Annotated in this window: 14 protein-coding genes and 1 tRNA gene; 5 read left to right on the top strand and 10 right to left on the bottom strand. The window is 70.9% G+C overall.

The annotated features are described in order from the left end of the window. Positions 1-17: 17 nt before the first annotated feature. Positions 18-1,394, bottom strand: coding sequence for a DUF222 domain-containing protein (locus ACFE60_RS00835; RefSeq protein WP_375386933.1), 1,377 nt, complete (start codon positions 1,392-1,394; stop codon positions 18-20). A 164-nt stretch (positions 1,395-1,558) separates the two neighbouring features. On the opposite strand from ACFE60_RS00835, the gene ACFE60_RS00830 reads away from it, so the two are divergent. Beyond that, positions 1,559-1,632: transfer RNA gene (locus ACFE60_RS00830), tRNA-Leu, on the top strand. Here the strand turns inward: ACFE60_RS00830 and ACFE60_RS00825 are convergent. The 3 genes from ACFE60_RS00825 to ACFE60_RS00815 are packed head-to-tail and all read right to left on the bottom strand — an operon-like array spanning position 1,607 to position 2,565. Further along, the gene (locus ACFE60_RS00825; RefSeq protein WP_375386932.1) at positions 1,607-1,984 is read right to left on the bottom strand and encodes a tyrosine-type recombinase/integrase; all 378 of its coding nucleotides are present in this window, start codon (positions 1,982-1,984) and stop codon (positions 1,607-1,609) included. The two genes, ACFE60_RS00830 and ACFE60_RS00825, sit on opposite strands and share 26 nt — an antisense overlap. A gap of 24 nt (positions 1,985-2,008) precedes the next feature. Next, a complete protein-coding gene (locus ACFE60_RS00820; protein WP_375386931.1) occupies positions 2,009-2,359 on the bottom strand; it encodes a hypothetical protein in 351 nt (116 codons plus the stop codon). 26 nt (positions 2,360-2,385) lie between these two features. After that, on the bottom strand, positions 2,386-2,565 hold the full coding sequence (locus tag ACFE60_RS00815; RefSeq protein WP_375386930.1) for a hypothetical protein: 180 nt from the start codon (positions 2,563-2,565) through the stop codon (positions 2,386-2,388). A 714-nt stretch (positions 2,566-3,279) separates the two neighbouring features. On the opposite strand from ACFE60_RS00815, the gene ACFE60_RS00810 reads away from it, so the two are divergent. Continuing rightward, positions 3,280-5,040 (top strand): DUF262 domain-containing protein, encoded by a 1,761-nt coding sequence (locus ACFE60_RS00810; RefSeq protein WP_375386929.1) that lies wholly within the window; start codon positions 3,280-3,282, stop codon positions 5,038-5,040. A gap of 532 nt (positions 5,041-5,572) precedes the next feature. Here ACFE60_RS00810 and ACFE60_RS00805 read toward each other — a convergent pair. From ACFE60_RS00805 to ACFE60_RS00785, 5 genes are all read right to left on the bottom strand, one after another. Further along, on the bottom strand, positions 5,573-6,238 hold the full coding sequence (locus tag ACFE60_RS00805) for a response regulator (RefSeq protein ID WP_375386928.1): 666 nt from the start codon (positions 6,236-6,238) through the stop codon (positions 5,573-5,575). Then, positions 6,238-8,190, bottom strand: coding sequence for a sensor histidine kinase (locus ACFE60_RS00800; RefSeq protein ID WP_375386927.1), 1,953 nt, complete (start codon positions 8,188-8,190; stop codon positions 6,238-6,240). Before ACFE60_RS00800 ends, ACFE60_RS00805 begins: the two co-directional genes overlap by 1 nt. 9 nt (positions 8,191-8,199) lie before the next feature. Next, complete coding sequence (locus tag ACFE60_RS00795; RefSeq protein WP_375386926.1) at positions 8,200-8,868, bottom strand: hypothetical protein; 669 nt, start codon at positions 8,866-8,868, stop codon at positions 8,200-8,202. Between the two features lie 263 nt (positions 8,869-9,131). Then, a complete protein-coding gene (locus tag ACFE60_RS00790; protein WP_375386925.1) occupies positions 9,132-9,614 on the bottom strand; it encodes a hypothetical protein in 483 nt (160 codons plus the stop codon). Between the two features lie 116 nt (positions 9,615-9,730). Beyond that, positions 9,731-10,465 (bottom strand): alpha/beta fold hydrolase, encoded by a 735-nt coding sequence (locus ACFE60_RS00785; RefSeq protein WP_375386924.1) that lies wholly within the window; start codon positions 10,463-10,465, stop codon positions 9,731-9,733. A 367-nt stretch (positions 10,466-10,832) separates the two neighbouring features. On the opposite strand from ACFE60_RS00785, the gene ACFE60_RS00780 reads away from it, so the two are divergent. Genes ACFE60_RS00780 through ACFE60_RS00770 form a run of 3 tightly spaced genes read left to right on the top strand, consistent with a single transcriptional unit; the run spans position 10,833 to position 15,579 of the window. Next, positions 10,833-11,642: a DNA polymerase beta superfamily protein gene (locus ACFE60_RS00780; RefSeq protein ID WP_375386923.1), complete on the top strand. Its 810-nt coding sequence runs from the start codon at positions 10,833-10,835 to the stop codon at positions 11,640-11,642. 32 nt (positions 11,643-11,674) lie between these two features. Continuing rightward, positions 11,675-13,045, top strand: coding sequence for a 3' terminal RNA ribose 2'-O-methyltransferase Hen1 (locus tag ACFE60_RS00775; protein ID WP_375386922.1), 1,371 nt, complete (start codon positions 11,675-11,677; stop codon positions 13,043-13,045). Then, positions 13,042-15,579: a polynucleotide kinase-phosphatase gene (locus ACFE60_RS00770; protein WP_375386921.1), complete on the top strand. Its 2,538-nt coding sequence runs from the start codon at positions 13,042-13,044 to the stop codon at positions 15,577-15,579. Before ACFE60_RS00775 ends, ACFE60_RS00770 begins: the two co-directional genes overlap by 4 nt. A gap of 24 nt (positions 15,580-15,603) precedes the next feature. On the opposite strand, the gene ACFE60_RS00765 is transcribed toward ACFE60_RS00770, so the two are convergent. Further along, a complete protein-coding gene (locus ACFE60_RS00765) occupies positions 15,604-16,332 on the bottom strand; it encodes a helix-turn-helix domain-containing protein (RefSeq protein ID WP_375386920.1) in 729 nt (242 codons plus the stop codon). Positions 16,333-16,388 lie beyond the last annotated feature (56 nt).

The raw sequence follows: 16,388 nt of genomic DNA, 5'->3' as shown, positions 1-16,388 counted from the left end.
CGCAGGCCACCGGTCCGTCACGCAGCGGCGGGCACGGGCGGGATGGGTCCACCCGGTCTGCGTCGACCGGTGGGATCGATCCAGGGCGGCGGGGTCCACCACCATCGCCCGTCGTCGCGGTCGACCTGCCAGCCGTGCTCGTCGAGCAGCAAATGGCATCGCCAGCAGAGCAGGATGCCGTTGTCGATCGAGGTGCGGCCGTACCCGGCGGGGCGGATGTGGGCGGCGTCGCACCAGGCGAGCGGGTTGTCGCAGCACGGCCCGGCGCACCCCTGGTCGCGCAGCGCCATCGCCCTTCGCTGGGCTTCGGAGAAGAACCGCCGCCCCGTCCCGAAGTCGAGCACCTGCGACCTCCCGCCGAGCACGACGGGGATGATCTCCGCCTCGGCGGCGAGCATCCGGGCGACGGAGGCGGGGATGTCCTCGTTGCAGCCGAGGATCGTCGCGGCGCCGGCCCCGGTCCGCAGGGCCTCCTCCGTCATGGTGACCAGCAGCGTCACCGCGGTGCCGCAGACCTGGCCGTCGTCGTCCTTGACGGCCCGCTTCGCCATCCGGGCCACGCCGTCGACCCGACGCTTCGCCAGCGGCCGACGGTCGTCCTCGTCCAGGTGCGGACCGTCGCCCATCTCGAGGCGGAACCGCCGGATCGACGTGTTCGCGTCGAGTGCGGCCTGGAAGAACCCGTTGGTGAGCGCGTCGAGGTCGAGCACCCACCGGGTGAGGCCGTTGTCGAGGTTCCGCTTGGTCACCGAGGCCGCCGCGACCTGGGCGTCGAAGCGCCGCCCGATCCCCTCCGGGTTCGCGTGGGTGGGCACGCGCCGCAGGAAGGCGAGCAGCTCGTCGGCCGTGTACCCCTCCTGCGTGCGGTCGACCAGCTGCCGCTCGAGCTCCAGCACCTCCGCCGAGCTGAGCGCCGGCGCCACCGTGCGCAGGGTGCGCACGAGCGCCGCCGCCACGGTCAGGTCGAGCAGCCCCGCCTCGAACGCCGCCGCGACGTGCGGCCGCTCCGCCGGAAGGGCTCCGCCGCTCAGGGACTCCCGGGGCCGGATCGCCTCCGCCACCCGGATCATCGCCCAGGCCTGCTCCCGCGGGACGCCCGCGGTCTGGGCGACGAGGTCCGCCGGCCCGGAGGCGCCCATGCGGGCAGCCAGGGGCTCGTTGCGGATCCGGTCGCTGCGCTCGGCGATCTCGCCGGCGAGCTTCACCTGCTCCGCCTCCATCAGCCGCCGAGCCCGGCTCGCCGCGGTGCACGCCTGCAGCAGCTGCGGATCGCTCGACAGCCGGATCGGCCCATCGGACGCCGAGTCCTCGAAGCGCCCGCCGACCGACACCGCGTCGAACAGGTGGGCGTACGCCTCGACCTCCTCCACGAGGGTGGTCGCGCTCCGGTTCATGCCCGTATTGCAGCACGCCCCTCCGACACTCGATCCCGTTTTCGACCAGGCACTTTCCGCTCAATGGAACGGCGCGCCCTGATGTGCCGCAAAGGGACAATTGCGCCCGAAACGGACAGGCTCTCGCTGCCGGCGAGGAGGCCTCCCTAGGCTTGCGGCGCCGGGCCCCCGTAGCCCAATCGGTAGAGGCAGGCGACTTAAAATCGCCGCAGTCAGGGTTCGAGTCCCTGCGGGGGCACACTCAGCGATAGTCCCCGATGCCCGGAAGTACGGGCTCTGCTCGCCTTCCGATATGTCGGAGAATGCCCAGCCCCCCACAAAAACCCCACAGGTTCTTGAGCGGGCACGCCGACTCCCGCTGCGGTGCGGGCGTCATCGAGGGCGGTCGCGACCGACTCGAGGTCCTCGTCGAAAAGGTCTGCGTACACGTCGAGCGTCATCGCGGCCGAGGCGTGGCCGAGCATCCGCTGCACCGCCTTCACGTTCGCGCCGGCACTCACCGCGAGGCTCGCCGCCGTGTGCCGGAGGTCGTGGATCGTCGGCTTCGGGAACGCCGGATCGATCTCCTGCGCCCGCGCGATCGCCTGCACCCACCAGCCGCCGTGCACCGTCGGCTAGTTCAGGTGGCGAACGCCGTCGCCGAACACCAGCGCCTCTCCCTTGCGGTCGCGCATTATCGCGACGAGCTCGGTCATCAGGAAAGTCGGCACCGGCGCACGACGGGCGTGGTGCGACTTGGGCGTGCCGACGATGATCATCCCGCCGACGCGGACCGCGTTCTCGACGACCGAGATACGCCGCTTGTATTGATCGATGTCGCGGACGTGCAGCGCGACCGCCTCGCCCCAGCGGAGTCCGGTGTAGCAGAGGAACCGGACGAGGGTCCCCTTGTCCCTCGCACACTGCGCGAGCAGCTGGAGCCTGACCCGGTTCTCCGGACCGAGGCGGAGAGTCAGTGCCCTCACGCGCTCGGTCCGAACGGTTGCGCTCGCTACCTCGACGCGTCGTCCTTCTTGGCCGGGCTGGCCTTGGTAGGCGCCGGAGTGGGCGCCGTCGCGCATATGGCCTCGATCGCGTTGCGCCGGCTCTGCGCCCCGCTCTCGATCGAGATGCGCCGGTTCTCGTCCACCTTCTCGATGTCGGCACGGACGGCGTCAGCGCGAGCGAGCATGGACCGGTCGGCGTTGCTGCGCTCAATCCACGCCTCCAGAGCGACGCAGACTCTTTTCGGTCACTGAACGCTGGTTGAGCTGCGCGATGACATCGAGCTGTGCCCTGATGTCGTCCGACAGGCGGACGGCGAGGGTGCGAACTTGTCCTGCGGTACCCGGCAGGTTCGGGGTCCCTCACTCATGCGAGCAATCTGGTAGCGCGTCAAGCGCTTCGGTGCTGAGACGCGAGGACGATCGGGGGCGCGCCGGCCGGGTCGAGCTCCGCACCATCGGGCGGCTCGCCGCGCAACACCAAAATAGTGTTTCCGCATGCGGGACAGCCCGGACTGAACGATCGTCGGTGCCCTAGAACCTGCGTCGCTAGCGCAAGCCGACTGCCGATCAGGCGCTTCGTCTGGGCGGAGCCCCCACACAAACCCCACAACGCCCTGCGACACGCCGCGATCTCACGCGATCTCGACACGAAGCGTCAATTCGGAAATGCCTGGTCTCAACCATCTTCTTCCATCTCCTGCGATCCAGTGAGACCCTCAGATCCGGATTCGAGTTCCTGCGGGGGCACGCTCAGCCAGGCCAGTCACGCGAAGCCGGGACTCGCAGACGCCCACTGCGCTCCGAGCGATTCCCTCCAGGTGGAGGCACTGTCGAGACCTGGCGCTAGCGCGGGTCGTACCATTCATTGAGTAGGTCAGCGAGGACCACGGGGAGGCAGCATGGCGTTCCAGACGCCGGTTACGGTTGAGGAGATGCTCAGCGGCATCCACGAGAAGCGGTACCTGCTACCCGCGATCCAGCGCGAGTTCGTCTGGAGACCTCACCAGATTCGGACTCTCGTAGACAGCCTGATGCGCGGCTACCCAATTGGATCGTTCCTCCTATGGGACGTATCCCCGGCGACCGCGCAGCACTTCCAGTTCTACGACTTCATCACCAACTTCCACGAGCGGGACGCCCCCTTCGCCACAAAAGCCGTGGTGCCGACGGGACACGGTGTGATGGCGGTGTTAGACGGGCAGCAGCGCCTGACGTCCCTCAACATCGCGGTCTACGGGTCGCACGCAGAGAAGCGGGCACGCGTCTGGCACACGAACCCGGACGCGTACCCGAAGCGGCGGCTCTACCTCAACCTCATGGACGCTCCCGATCACGAGGAGCTCGGCCTGCTCTACGATCTGCGATTTCTCGCAGACAAGGACGCGCAGCCCGTCGTCGGCGAGCCCGATCGCTGGTTTCCCGTCGGCGATGTACTGACGCTTGCCGACGCCGGTCCGGCGATGATGCTCGAGCTCACTCGCCGCGGCATCACCGACATCGCCGAGCCATTCACCCGGCTCTACGCGCTTTTCGACGCGTTCCGTACGAAGCGGCCGATCAACTGGTACTTGGAGAAGGACCAGAGCGCCGACAAGGTGCTGGACATCTTCGTGCGGGTAAACAGCGGCGGAACCTCGCTTTCCTACTCCGACCTCCTGCTGTCGATGGCCACAAATCAGTGGACAGCCCGCGACGCGCGGGAGGAAGTCCGCGACCTCGTACAAGAGATCAACCACGGCGCCTCACGCGATTTTGCTTTTTCCAAGGACGTCGTATTGAAAACGGCGCTGATGGTCGCAGGCGTCAACCTCGCGTTTCGCGTCGGCAACTTCACTCGCGAGAACATGGCCGAGGTCGAAGCGAATTGGGATAGAACGGAGCGCGCGCTACTGGGATCAGCGTCGTTGCTGGCGAGTTTCGGCTACACGACGCAGACACTCACGGCTGACAGCGTCATCATCCCGATTGCCTACTACCTAGCACGCTCGCAGCACGGGACTCACTACCTTGAGTCCAGCGCTGCGGCACCCGATCGAAAAGCGGTGCAACGGTGGGTCACCCGCTCCCTGCTGAAGCAGGGGATTTGGGGATCTGGTCTGGACACCCTGCTCTCCCGCCTGCGCCAAGCTATCGACGGTGCAGAACCAGGGGTATTCCCTTCCGAGTCCCTGGAACAGGAATTGACCACCCTTGGCAAGTCCCTGCGGTTCGATGACACCGATATCGACGAGCTTCTGCGCATGAAGTACGGCGGCCAGCGCACCTTCACCGTGCTCACGCTGCTATACCCTGGCCTAGACCTCTCGAAGCAGTTCCATCAGGATCACGTCTTCCCCAAGTCCCGATTCACGGAGCAGCGCCTCCGCAACGCTGGCATAGCAGCCGACGATGTCATCGCGTTCCGCGAACGCTTCAACTCCTTGCCGAATTTGCAACTCCTCGGTGGCACCGTCAATATCGAGAAGCAAGACAAGTCGCCAGCAGATTGGATGCAAGAGGCATTCGTCGACACCGACCAACGCCGCCATTACGAGCACAGCAATGACCTGGAGGGCCTGCCTCTCGACTTGGCGCAATTCCTCTCCTTCTACGAGCAGCGCCGGGAGCGCATGCGGACGCGGCTCCAACAGCAGTTGCGGCAGTCTGCAAGGTCAACGTAGCGAGGCCGTGGGCACGCGGTGATCGCGGTCGGCTCGTGTGGTGTCCCTCGCGCATCGGTTGCATACGCGCGAATCTCTCCTTGAGAACTCGGCGCATGACTGCTTCGCTAATCCAATATCCTCGCAACGGGCATGACGACGGGTGTTCACGCCTCCGGTTATGTCACAGTCGGCCAAGGTATCGAATTACTGCCGCATTGCACGCCCGTTCCCTGAGACAGCCTGCACGATCCGGGAGTTCTCACAACAACGCGGAACGTCCTGCAATGCGCCGCGATTCCGTAAGATCACCGATACGTAAAGTAGTCAGGGTTGTTATCGGTCAGCGCAATGTCCCGAGTATCGGTAGAACCTTTGCGTCCGCGTTCGACTCTCTGACTGCGCACGATCAGATGCTTAAACACGCTCGGAACGACGGGCAGCGCGTCCCGGGCTCCGCATCGTTCGCACGACCGATCACTGGAATCAAGATTGTTTCAAAGCGGCCGGGGCATCGATTCGCAAGGCTCGACACGACCACTGTCCCCGCGCCTCAGATCCCCTTCGGCGCGCCGGCAACCCCAACCCCGCGCTCGCGAGCGGCCACGATCGCAGCTGCCCGGTCCGGCACCTCCAGCTTGGCGAGGATCGACGTGAGGTTGTTGCGGATCGTCTTGTCGCTCAGGAACAGCCGGGACGCGATCGTGCTGTTGCTGGCGCCGGAGGCGACGAGCTCGAGGATCTCGAGCTCGCGGCGGGTCAGCGTCGGGAACGGCGAGCGGCGGAGGGGCTCCTCGGTGCGGAACAGGGCGGACAGCCGATCCGAGGCGCCCGAGCCGATCACGGTGTCGCCGTCGTGCGCCGCCAGGATCGCTCGCGCGATCTGCGACGGCCCCGCCCCCTTCAGCAGGTAGCCGCGAGCGCCCGCTCGGAGCGCGGCGTAGAGCGAGGTGTCGTCCTCCAGCATCGTGAGCATCAGCACCGCGATGCCGGGGTGGGCGGCGACGATCGCGCGGGTCGCCTCCACACCGCCGACCCCCGGCATCCGGATGTCCATGAGCACCACGTCCGGCGCTGATGCCGCGCACGCGTCGATGGCCGCGGCTCCGTTCGCCGCCTCGCCGACGAACTCGACCGCGTCCGCCTCCTGCAGCATCGTCCGCAACCCGACGCGGTAGATCTCCTGGTCGTCGACGACGAGCACCCGGACGGCGGCCATCACGCCTCCACGAGCGGCAGCTGCGCGTGCACGAGCGTGCCGCCGTCCCGCTGGGTCGAGATCGACAGCGCTCCGTCGAGCTCGGCGGCACGCTCGCGCATCGAGCGGATGCCGACGCCGGCGCGGAACCCCTCCGGCATCCCGGGGCCGCTGTCCGAGATCCGGAGGACCACCTCGCCACCGTCGCGATCGATGCGCACCGTGGTGCGCGCGCCCGGCGCGTGGCGGGCCGCGTTGGTCATCGCCTCGACCACGATGCGGTAGGCGGCGACCTCGACCGCAGCGGGCAGCGATCCGAGCGGTGCCGGCGCCACGACCTCGACGTCCCCGTGCCGCCGCGCCTGCTCCTCGAGGGCGCCGACGAGCCCCAGCTCGTCGAGCGCGGGCGGGCGGAGCTCGTAGACGAGCCGCCGCACCTCCTCCAGCGCGTCGCGGACCTGCTCAGTCAGCTCGTCGAGCTGCTCGCTCGCCCTGCTCGGCGCGGTGTCGATCGCGGTGCGAGCGCGCTGGAGACCGAGCACCAGGCTGCCGAGCCGCGCACCGAGGCCGTCGTGCAGGTCGCGGGTGATCCGACGGCGCTCGCGCTCGCGGTCGACCACGATCCGCTCCCGGGAGCGACGCAGATCCACGGTCAGCGCGATCGCCTGCGCGACGCCGGACAGCTGGGAGGCCAGCACGGTGAGCGCGCTGCGCTCGGCCGGGCGGAACCGGTCGCCCTGCTCGCGATGCGCGGCGCGCAGCTCCCCGATCCGCTCCCCCGCGAACAGCAGCGGGAACTCCTCCACCGTCGCGGACGGCGGCACGGCGCCGATCCGCAGCGACCCGGCCACCAGCTCCACGCCGGGGAGGCGCAGGGCGTCCCGGATCGCGTCAATCGCGTCCGGCAGCAGCCGGTCGGGTGCCGACACGTCCGCCACCCGTGCGCCGAGCCGCTCCAGGACGCGGACGGGATCGTCGCGGTCGCCGAACAGGAGGCGGCTCGCCGCCGTCTGCAGGACCCGCCAGAGCGGGAGGGCGACCGCGACCGCAGCGAGCACGCCGAGGGCGGGACCCAGCGACCCGGAGGTCAGCTGCTCGACCAGCCACGCGACGCCGAGGTAGACGCCGACCACGCACACGCCCAGGACCACCGACACCAGGCCCCGACCGAGAACGGCGCGCGTGTCGAAGAGGCCGTACCGCCGGATGCCGATCCAGCCGGCGACGCCGACGGCGAGCACGCCCGCCAGCTCGGGGACGGTCGCGGCGTCGCTGTTGCCCGTCGCCGTGGATACGACGATGCAGACCCACCAGCTGGCGGCGACCAGCCATCCGGCGACCGCGATCAGCCCGAACGGCACGCCGCTGATCGCCGCGGCCCGCGCCCGCCGCCACCGCACGGTCACGACGATCGCCGACAGGGTCGCGATCACGGGCACGAACACGATCCCGAGCGAGAGCGCGTCCGCCAGGTCGCCCGCCGCTCCGGAGAGCGCCGTCGGGTTGGCGATCGCGGTGTCCCAGATGATCGGCGCGAACAGCTCTCCCAGGATCTGCGTGCCGAAGACGAGCGCGCCTGCCCAGAGCAGCCAGTTCCATCGGCGAGACAGGGTCCGGCCGTCCGGATAGAGCTGCAGCGCCAGCAGCGGGATCGTGTCGAGGGCGACGGTCGCCGGCCAGCCCTCGATCCAGTAGATCCAGATCGACGCGGACGGCTCGATCGTCACCTGCGCGTTCGCCGCCAGCACGACCGGCAGCGCGATGCCGGTGACGAGGAGCATCCACCCGACGGGGTTGCGCCGTTCCCCTCGCACGGCCGCCGCCCCGACGAGCGGGACCGACACCGCCGCGGCGAGCACGACGGCCGTGAGGACGGACGCCGGATCCGGACGCTGCAGCACCGCCGCGACCGCGACGAGCGTGAGGAAGACGGCGATCGCGGCGACGATGTCGGCTGCCTTCCTGGCGATCACGCGCGCAGCCTAGTGATCGGCGGCAGCCGGGATGCGGGCGGTCCGCGGGGCCGCCACGGCGCCCGCGACGGGGCGGATCAGCCGCACGGCGACCGCCGCGTAGGCGGCGAGCAGCAGCACGTCACCGAGGCTCTCGACGGGCTTCACGCCGATGACCGTCCCGATGACCTGCACCGGGTTCCAGGCGATCAGGAAGACGCCGGCCCACACCGGGATCAGGCGGCTGCGGAGCGCGGCGATCCCCAGCAGCACGACCCCGACGAACTGCAGCACGATCGCCAGGATCGTCGTCAGCGACACCACGCCCGACTCGGCGAACGCCTGCGCCGTCGCCGCTCCGTCGGTCTGGGACGCCGCGAGCAGCACGACGTCGTTCCCGAGGCTGTAGGTGAACAGCAGCGAACCGAGGAACAGCAGCCCGCTGCCGACACCCACGAGCGGCCGCACCGACGCCTGCAGCACCCGGCCCACGAACAAGGCCGCGGGGATGAGCAGGAGGATCGCGAGGTCCAGCCACACCGCGGCTCGATCGGCGCCGGGGTCCGCCAGGATCGCGGCGACGCTCGCCTTCGCGCTCGCCGCCTCCCCCACCGGGGAGACGACCCCCCAGAGCAGATCGCCGAGCGGGCCGACGATAAGGCAGATCGCGCCGACGATGAGGACGAGCTTCCGGTACATGTGTCCCTCCAGGTCCGACCGCCCGATGCGGTCGTTCCCAAGGCTCCCGGTCGTCCCCCGCCCGGTTCCAGGGACAGGGGTCCCGCCCTCGCGGGACTCACCATCGAACGCCCCTTCATACGCGCGCCGGCTCGATCCCGAGGATCGCGATCACCGCGGCCGCAGGCGCGTCGATGCAGTGGACGACCAGGGCAGCGCTGTCGTCGATGATCATCGGTACCGATCTCTCCCCCGGACGACGCGGTCGCTCTGACGCTCTCGTCTCACGGTCGCCGGCCGCTCGACCACCTGTCGCGGGACGTCGTCAGGACCTGGAGGTAGTCCGAGCGGTCGAAGACGATTGGGCCGACCTCGGTGATGATCCCATCGGGGTCGAAGGGCTCGGAGTCGTTCTCGTACCCCAGGTCCCGCCACACCACGGTGTCCGCACGGTGCTCGATCATCGCCGTGATGGCGCCGCAACCCAGGTCGCCGCACTCGGCGCAGATGTACATCGGCACCCGGCCGCTCGGCAGCGGCGTCGGCGACTCCCCTGCCAGACGGCGGAAGTCCTCGGCGGGCGACCCGGTCGGCCAGTCGAGGACGAGCACGGGGACGTAGCCCGACATCAGGTTCGCCCCACCCTCGAAGGCGATCAGTCGATCCGCGAGGGAGTCACCGTCGACGACGAAGTCCAGGAACGACCGCCTGGTCCCGCCGCGCCCGCCCGCGCGGGTGCTCCTCTCCAGCCTGAGCGAACTGGTCACGACTAGCAGTGTGCCCGCCGGAACTCGGCGCGGCACCGGGTCGCTCGGCGCGACCGAAGCGGCCGATCGCTACCCGATCGACCGCTTCCGGTGCTCCCTCCGTGCAGGTGCGCTCGTCAAGCCGGCGCCATCACGGAGTGCAGGGCCTCCTGGATGGTCTGCGCGACGACGTGGGGCTGGGAGATCATGATCACGTGGGAGCCCTCGGCCTCCACGATCGTCGCGTTCGCCCGTTCCGCCATCCGGTGCACCGCGTCGGCGCCGGCGGCGTGGTCCCCCGTCGCGACGACGGCCCAGGACGGCCGGGTCCGCCACCCCGGGACCCCGTTCGGCTCGCTGAAGGCGAGTGCGGACACGGGGCGCTGCGTGCGCGCCATGACGTCCGTCTGCGCGATCGGGAGGTCGGCGGCGAAGGCGTCGTGGAAGCCCTCGGCGGAGATCCACAGCTCGGTCTGCGAGCTGCCGTCGCCGGCCGGGTAGGGCGATGGGACCAGCACGGAGTTCAGGACGCTGTCGGTCGATCCGGCCTCGATGTCCTGCAACGTCTCGCCCTCGTCCGGCGCGAAGGCAGCGACGTAGACCAGACCGATCACGTTGTCCGACCGCTCGCTCGCGTTGGTGATGACGGCGCCCCCGTAGGAGTGACCGACGGCGAGGACCGGTCCCGGGATGCTCGCGAAGACGCCCGCGACGTAGGCGGAGTCGATCTCGATGCCGCGCAGCGGGTTCGGCACGGCCCGCACCTGGACCCCGGCGCCGAGCAGCTCGGTGATCACGTCGTTCCAGCCGGAGCTGTCGGCGAACGCGCCGTGCACGAGCACGACGGTCGGCGCAGTCGAAGGATCAGTCATCAGGTCTCCAGACGATCGAGAGGGTTCGGTTGATGAGCCGTCGCGGTCGCGCTCGAGACCCGCGCGGTCGCGGGCGTCCGGCCGGGCGCCGCGACGGCCCCGTTCCGCACCCCCGTGCTCGAGGATCTCGACGCGTTCACGTGCCGCACCGAGCTCGTGTCCGACGCTGCCACTCAGGGCGCGGAGCACGCATCGGTACTTCCACGTATCGACCGGTGCTGCCCGGATCTATGCCACCCGACCCACCACCCTGGTCGCCGATACGGTCGTCGAGCTGCTCGCGGCGGGTGCGCGACTCGGAGATTTCTGAGCCGACGATGAGGTGGCCGCGACTCTCGGGCCCCTCACCTCCCCTACATTCCGAAGGGTGCGCGCAGTCCCCGACACCCTCGCCCCGCAGGTCGTCGCGGGCATCGACGCGCAGCTCGACGAGGTCGAGCGGCGCGACGGCGTGCGCATCCTCTGGGCGATCGAGAGCGGCAGCCGGGCGTGGGGGTTCCCGTCGCCGGACAGCGACTACGACTGCCGGTTCGTCTACGCGCACCCCGCCGAGCGCTACCTCAGCCCGTGGCTGCCCCGCGACGTGATCGAGCTGCCGCCCGATCCGGTCTTCGACGTGAACGGCTGGGACCTGGTCAAGGCGGTGCGGCTGCTGGTGAAGGGGAACGCGACCGTCGGCGAGTGGCTGCGGTCGCCGATCGTGTACCGCGGCGACGCGGCGTTCCGGGATGCGTTCCTCGCGCTCGCCGAGGAGGTCTTCGATCTCGACCGGGTGCGCGCGCACCACCTCCACGTCGGGCGGCTGCAGTGGCCCGGCGACGTCGACGGCGGGCGGCTGAAGCCGCGCATGTACGCGCTGCGGGCGGCCGCGTCGCTGCGCTGGTTGCGGGTGCACTCCGCCGACGGGGTGCCGCCGATGGACCTGCCGTCGCTGATCGAGCAGTCCGACGTCGGGGCATCGCTGCGCGCGCGGGTCGCCGAGCTGATCGAGCGGAAGGCGCGGACCCGGGAGGCGGGTGCTGGCTCGGTGCCGGCGGAGGTCTCCGCGTTCGTGCTGCACGAGTTCGCCGCGGCGGAGGAGCACCTCAGCCGGGTCGGTGCGCGGCCGAGCCCGGATGCGGCGCGCCGCGCGGCGACCGCCTTCTTCCGGACGTGGGTGCGCGGACCGGCCGAATAGGCTCGGGAGGTCGTCCCCGGGAGGTGCCGCGCGTGATCCTCACCGTCTCGTACGAGCCCGATCCCGACTCGCAGGCGGACGCCACGGCGCTCGGTCACCTGCTGCACAAGCACCCCGACCGCGTGCAGCGCTTCAGCGCGCCGGTCGGCGACGTGCACGTGCTCTACCCCGAGTCCTCCGAGAAGCGGTGCACCGCAGCGGTGGTCCTGGAGGTGGACCCGATCGCGCTCGCGCGCAGCACGCGGTTCCGCAGCGATCCCGGCGCGCTGGGCCACTACATCAACGACCGGCCGTACGTCGCCTCCAGCATGCTCGCCGTGGCGCTCGGCACCGTGTTCCGCACCGCGATGACCGGGCGCAGCGACGCGTTCCCGGAGCTCGCCGCGGCGGACCTGCCGCTGACGATCAGCGTGCCCGTCGTCGCGGTCCGCGGCTCCGAGGAGGACCTGGTCCGCCGGCTGTTCGAGCCCTGCGGGTGGGCGGTCGGGGAGACCGTGGTGCCGCTCGATCCGGCGTACCCGGCGTGGGGCGCGTCGCGGTACCGGTCCGTGACGCTGCGCGGTCGGATGCCGCTGGCCCGCGCGCTGCGGCAGGTGTACGTGCTGCTGCCCGTGCTCGACGACACGAAGCACTACTGGGTCAGCGACGACGAGGTCGACAAGCTCGAGCGCAACGGCTCGGGCTGGCTCGACGACCACCCCGAGCGCGCGCTCATCGCCCGCCGCTACCTGCTCCACCAGCGGGCGCTGGTCGAGCAGGCGGTGGAGGCGACCGATGCCGCCCCGCGGGACCGCCCGCTCGCGGCGCAGCGCGCGGACGCGGTGCTGCAGGCGCTGCACGACGCCGGCGCCTCCAGCGTCGTCGACATGGGCTGCGGCCCTGGCGCGCTGCTGGCCCGGCTCGCGAAGGACCGCACGTTCCGCCGGATCGTCGGCGTGGACGTGTCCGCCCGGTCGCTCGAGACCGCGGCGCGGGTGCTCGGCCTCGCGCAGGCCTCCGACGCGGAGCGGGAGCGCATCGCCCTGCGGCACGGGTCGGTCGTGTACCGCGATCCGTCGCTGGCGGACCTCGACGCGATGGTGCTGATGGAGGTGATCGAGCACGTCGACCCCTCCCGCCTGGACGCGCTGGAGGACGCCGTGTTCGGCGCCGCGCACCCCGCGACCGTGGTCGTGACGACCCCGAACGCCGAGTACAACGCGCTCTACCCGGGCCTCCGCGCGGGCGACCGCCGGCACGACGACCACCGCTTCGAGTGGACCCGCGCCGAGTTGCGCGCCTGGGCGGAGGGGATCGCCTCCCGTCACGGCTATCGGGTGTCCTACCGCCCGGTCGGCGCGGAGGACGCGGCGCTCGGGGCTCCGACCCAGCTCGCGCTGTTCCAGCGGGAGGCGGCCGCATGACCGAGGCAGCGCCGACCCGGTACGCGATCCCGAGGACCTGCCTGGTCGTGCTCGTCGGCGTCTCCGGGTCCGGCAAGTCCGCGTTCGCGGCCCAGCACTTCGGCCCGTTCGAGACGCTGTCGAGCGACCGGTTCCGCGGGATGGTCGGCAACGACGAGAGCGACCAGGCGGCGACCGCCGACGCCTTCGACGCGCTGCAGCACGTGGCCGCGATCCGCCTCGCCCGCGGGCTGCTGACGGTCGTCGACGCGACCAGCGTGCAGCCGGAGTCGCGCCGCCGGCTGATCGGGCTCGCGAAGGCGCACGACGTGCTGCCGGTCGCGATCGTGCTCGACGTCCCCGAAGCCGTCGCCGTCGAGCGCAACGCCCGGCGGACCGACCGGGACATCCCCGCCCAGGTCGTCCGGCGGCAGTCCGACCAGCTGCGCCGGGGCCTCCGCGGCCTCGGGAGGGAGGGGTTCCGCCGCGTCCACGTGCTGTCCGGCGTCGAGCAGATCGAGGCCGCGACCTTCGTCCGCGAGCCGCTGCTGAACGACCGGACCTGGGACACCGGGCCGTTCGACGCGATCGGCGACGTGCACGGCTGCCTCGGCGAGCTGGAGGCGCTGCTCGCCCGGCTGGACTACCTGATCGTCCGCGACGACGCCGGCCGCGCGATCGACGCGGCGCACCCCGACGGGAGGACGGCGGTGCTCCTCGGCGACGTCGTCGACCGGGGTCCTGACGTCGTCGGCGCGCTGCGGCTGGTGATGGGCATGGTCGGGTCCGGCCACGCGCTGATGGTGCAGGGCAACCACGAGGACAAGCTGGTGAAGGCGCTGCGCGGGGCGAAGGTGCAGACCGGGCACGGCCTCGCGGAGACGCTCGCCCAGCTCGAGGCGGAGGGACCGGAGTTCCGGCAGCGGGTGCTCGACTTCTGCTCGGGGCTCGTCGCGCACCTCGTGCTCGACGAGGGGCGCCTTGTCGTCGCGCACGCCGGGCTGAAGGAGCAGTACCAGGGCCGCGCCTCCGGCCGGGTCCGCTCGTTCGCGCTCTACGGCGAGACGACCGGCGAGACCGACGAGTTCGGGTTGCCGGTCCGCTCCCCGTGGGCGCAGGACTACCGCGGGGAGGCCGCCGTGCTCTACGGGCACACCCCCGTGCCGGCGGTGGAGTGGGTCAACGGCACCGCCTGCCTCGACACCGGAGCCGTGTTCGGCGGCGCCCTCTCCGCGATGCGGTACCCGGAGCGCGAGGTCGTCTCCGTGCCCGCGCAGCAGGTCTGGTACGAGCCGGTCCGCCCGCTCGTCACGCCCGGCACCGAACGGGAGCCGGGCCGGCTGCGCCTCGAGGACGTGCAGGGCAAGCTGCTCGTCGAGACCGGCACGCACGGGCGCATCACGGTGCGGGAGGAGCAGACCGCCGGCGGCCTCGAGGTGATGAGCCGCTGGGCGGTCGACCCCCGGCGGCTGCTCTACATCCCGCCGACGATGTCCCCGCCGAACGCCTCCGCGGTCCCGGGGTTCCTCGAGCACCCCGCGGAGGCGTTCCGCGCGTACCGCGACGCCGGCGTGACCGACGTGCTGTGCGAGGAGAAGCACATGGGCTCCCGGGCGGTCGTGCTGGTCGCCCGCGACCCCGCCCGGTTCGCGCTGCCTCCCGGGAGTCGCGGGCTCGTGCACACCCGCACCGGCCGCCCGTTCTTCGACGACGCGGAGGTCGAGGCGCGGGTGCTCGCGGAGCTCGACGGCGCGCTCGAGACCGCCGGCATCTGGGCGGAGCTCGACGCGGACTGGGTGCTGCTCGACGCGGAGCTGCTGCCGTGGTCGCTGAAGGCCGGGGCGCTGATCCGCGACCTGTACGCCTCCGTCGCCGCCTCCGGCCTCACCGCGACGACCGCGACCGCGGAGGTGCTGCGGAGCGCCTCCGCCCGGGGTCTCGACGTCGGCGACCTCGCCGGCCGGATCGACCGCCGCCGCGACGGGCTCGGCCTGTTCCGGGACGCCTACCGGCGCCACGTCGGCGACGCCGGCGCGGTCCGGCTCGCCCCGTTCCAGGTGCTGGCCGCCGGCTCGACGACGTTCGAGGAGCGCGACCACGGCTGGCACCTCGGCATCGCCGACCGGCTCGCCGCCGCGGCGCCGGACCTGGTGCAGCCGACGCGGCGCCTCCGCGCGGACCTGACCGACGAGTCGAGCGTCGCGGCGGCCGTCGACTGGTGGCTGGACCTCACGGCGGCGGGAGGCGAGGGCATGGTCGTGAAGCCGTTCGCGAACCTGACCCGCACGGCGAAGGGCGCCGCGCAGCCGGGCATCAAGGTCCGCGGCCGCGAGTACCTCCGCATCATCTACGGCCCCGACTCCACCGACGAGGCGAACCTGACGCGCCTCCGCGAGCGCGACACCGGTCATAAGCGCTCGCTCGCCGCGCGCGAGTACGCGCTCGGCCTCGAGGGCCTGCGCCGGTTCGCCGCGGGCGAGCCGCTGTGGCGCGTCCACGAGGCGGTCTTCGCGACGCTCGCCCTCGAGTCCGATCCGATCGACCCCCGGCTCTGACGGCGAGGGCGCGGGGTCCGCTGATCATCGCGATGCGCGCCGATACCCAGCGGGCGTGATCCCCCGGTCCTCGCGGAACGTGCGGGCGAGGTGGCTGGAGTCGTAGAAGCCCGTTCTCGAGGCGATCTCGGCGAGCGAGAGCGCGGTGGTGGAGAGCAGATCCGCGGCGGCCATCAGCCGCACTCCCCGCAGGTACTGGTACGGGGTCGTGCCGAAATGCGAGCGGAACGCACGGTTGAAGTTGCTCGTGGACATCGACACGGCGTTCGCCATGTCGACGACGCTGATCGGTTCCGCGTAGCGCTTCGAGATGACCTCGATCGCGCCGGTCAGTCCGCGGATACCCTGCTCCGGCGAGCGCCGTTCAGCGAACGGTCGCGTCTGGCCGACCAGGCCGGTGGGGACTCCGGAGTCGTCGACGATCGCGGACTTGGTGGTCAGGTACCAGCCGTAGGACCCGTCCACGTTCCGGACGAGCTCGACGGCATCGACCAACCGGCCGCCGTTGGCGATGAGCTCCTCATCGTTCTTCCGGTAGTGCTCGGCGAGGTAGTCGGGCGAGACGTCCTCGTCCCGCAGGCCGATCAGCTGCTGCGGCTGCTGGAAGCCCAGCAATCGGGCGAACGGTGTCGTGCACGCCGTGAAGCGTCGGTCGGCGTCCTTCACGAAGACGTAGATGTCGTCGGCCGTCTCGAACAGACCGAGCAGCGCCGGTCCGAGGTCCTCTGCGCGCACCGTCCCAGTCGCCGTCATGAATCTCCTGCCTCGATCCCTTCCGCAACGGCAGTTTTGTACCGCCCTGCATGAAA

Source organism: uncultured Amnibacterium sp. (assembly GCF_964245895.1).
Taxonomy (GTDB): Bacteria; Actinomycetota; Actinomycetes; order Actinomycetales; family Microbacteriaceae; genus Amnibacterium.
Note: the sequence above shows the minus strand (reverse complement) of the source record. Positions and strands in the feature narration are given on the sequence as shown.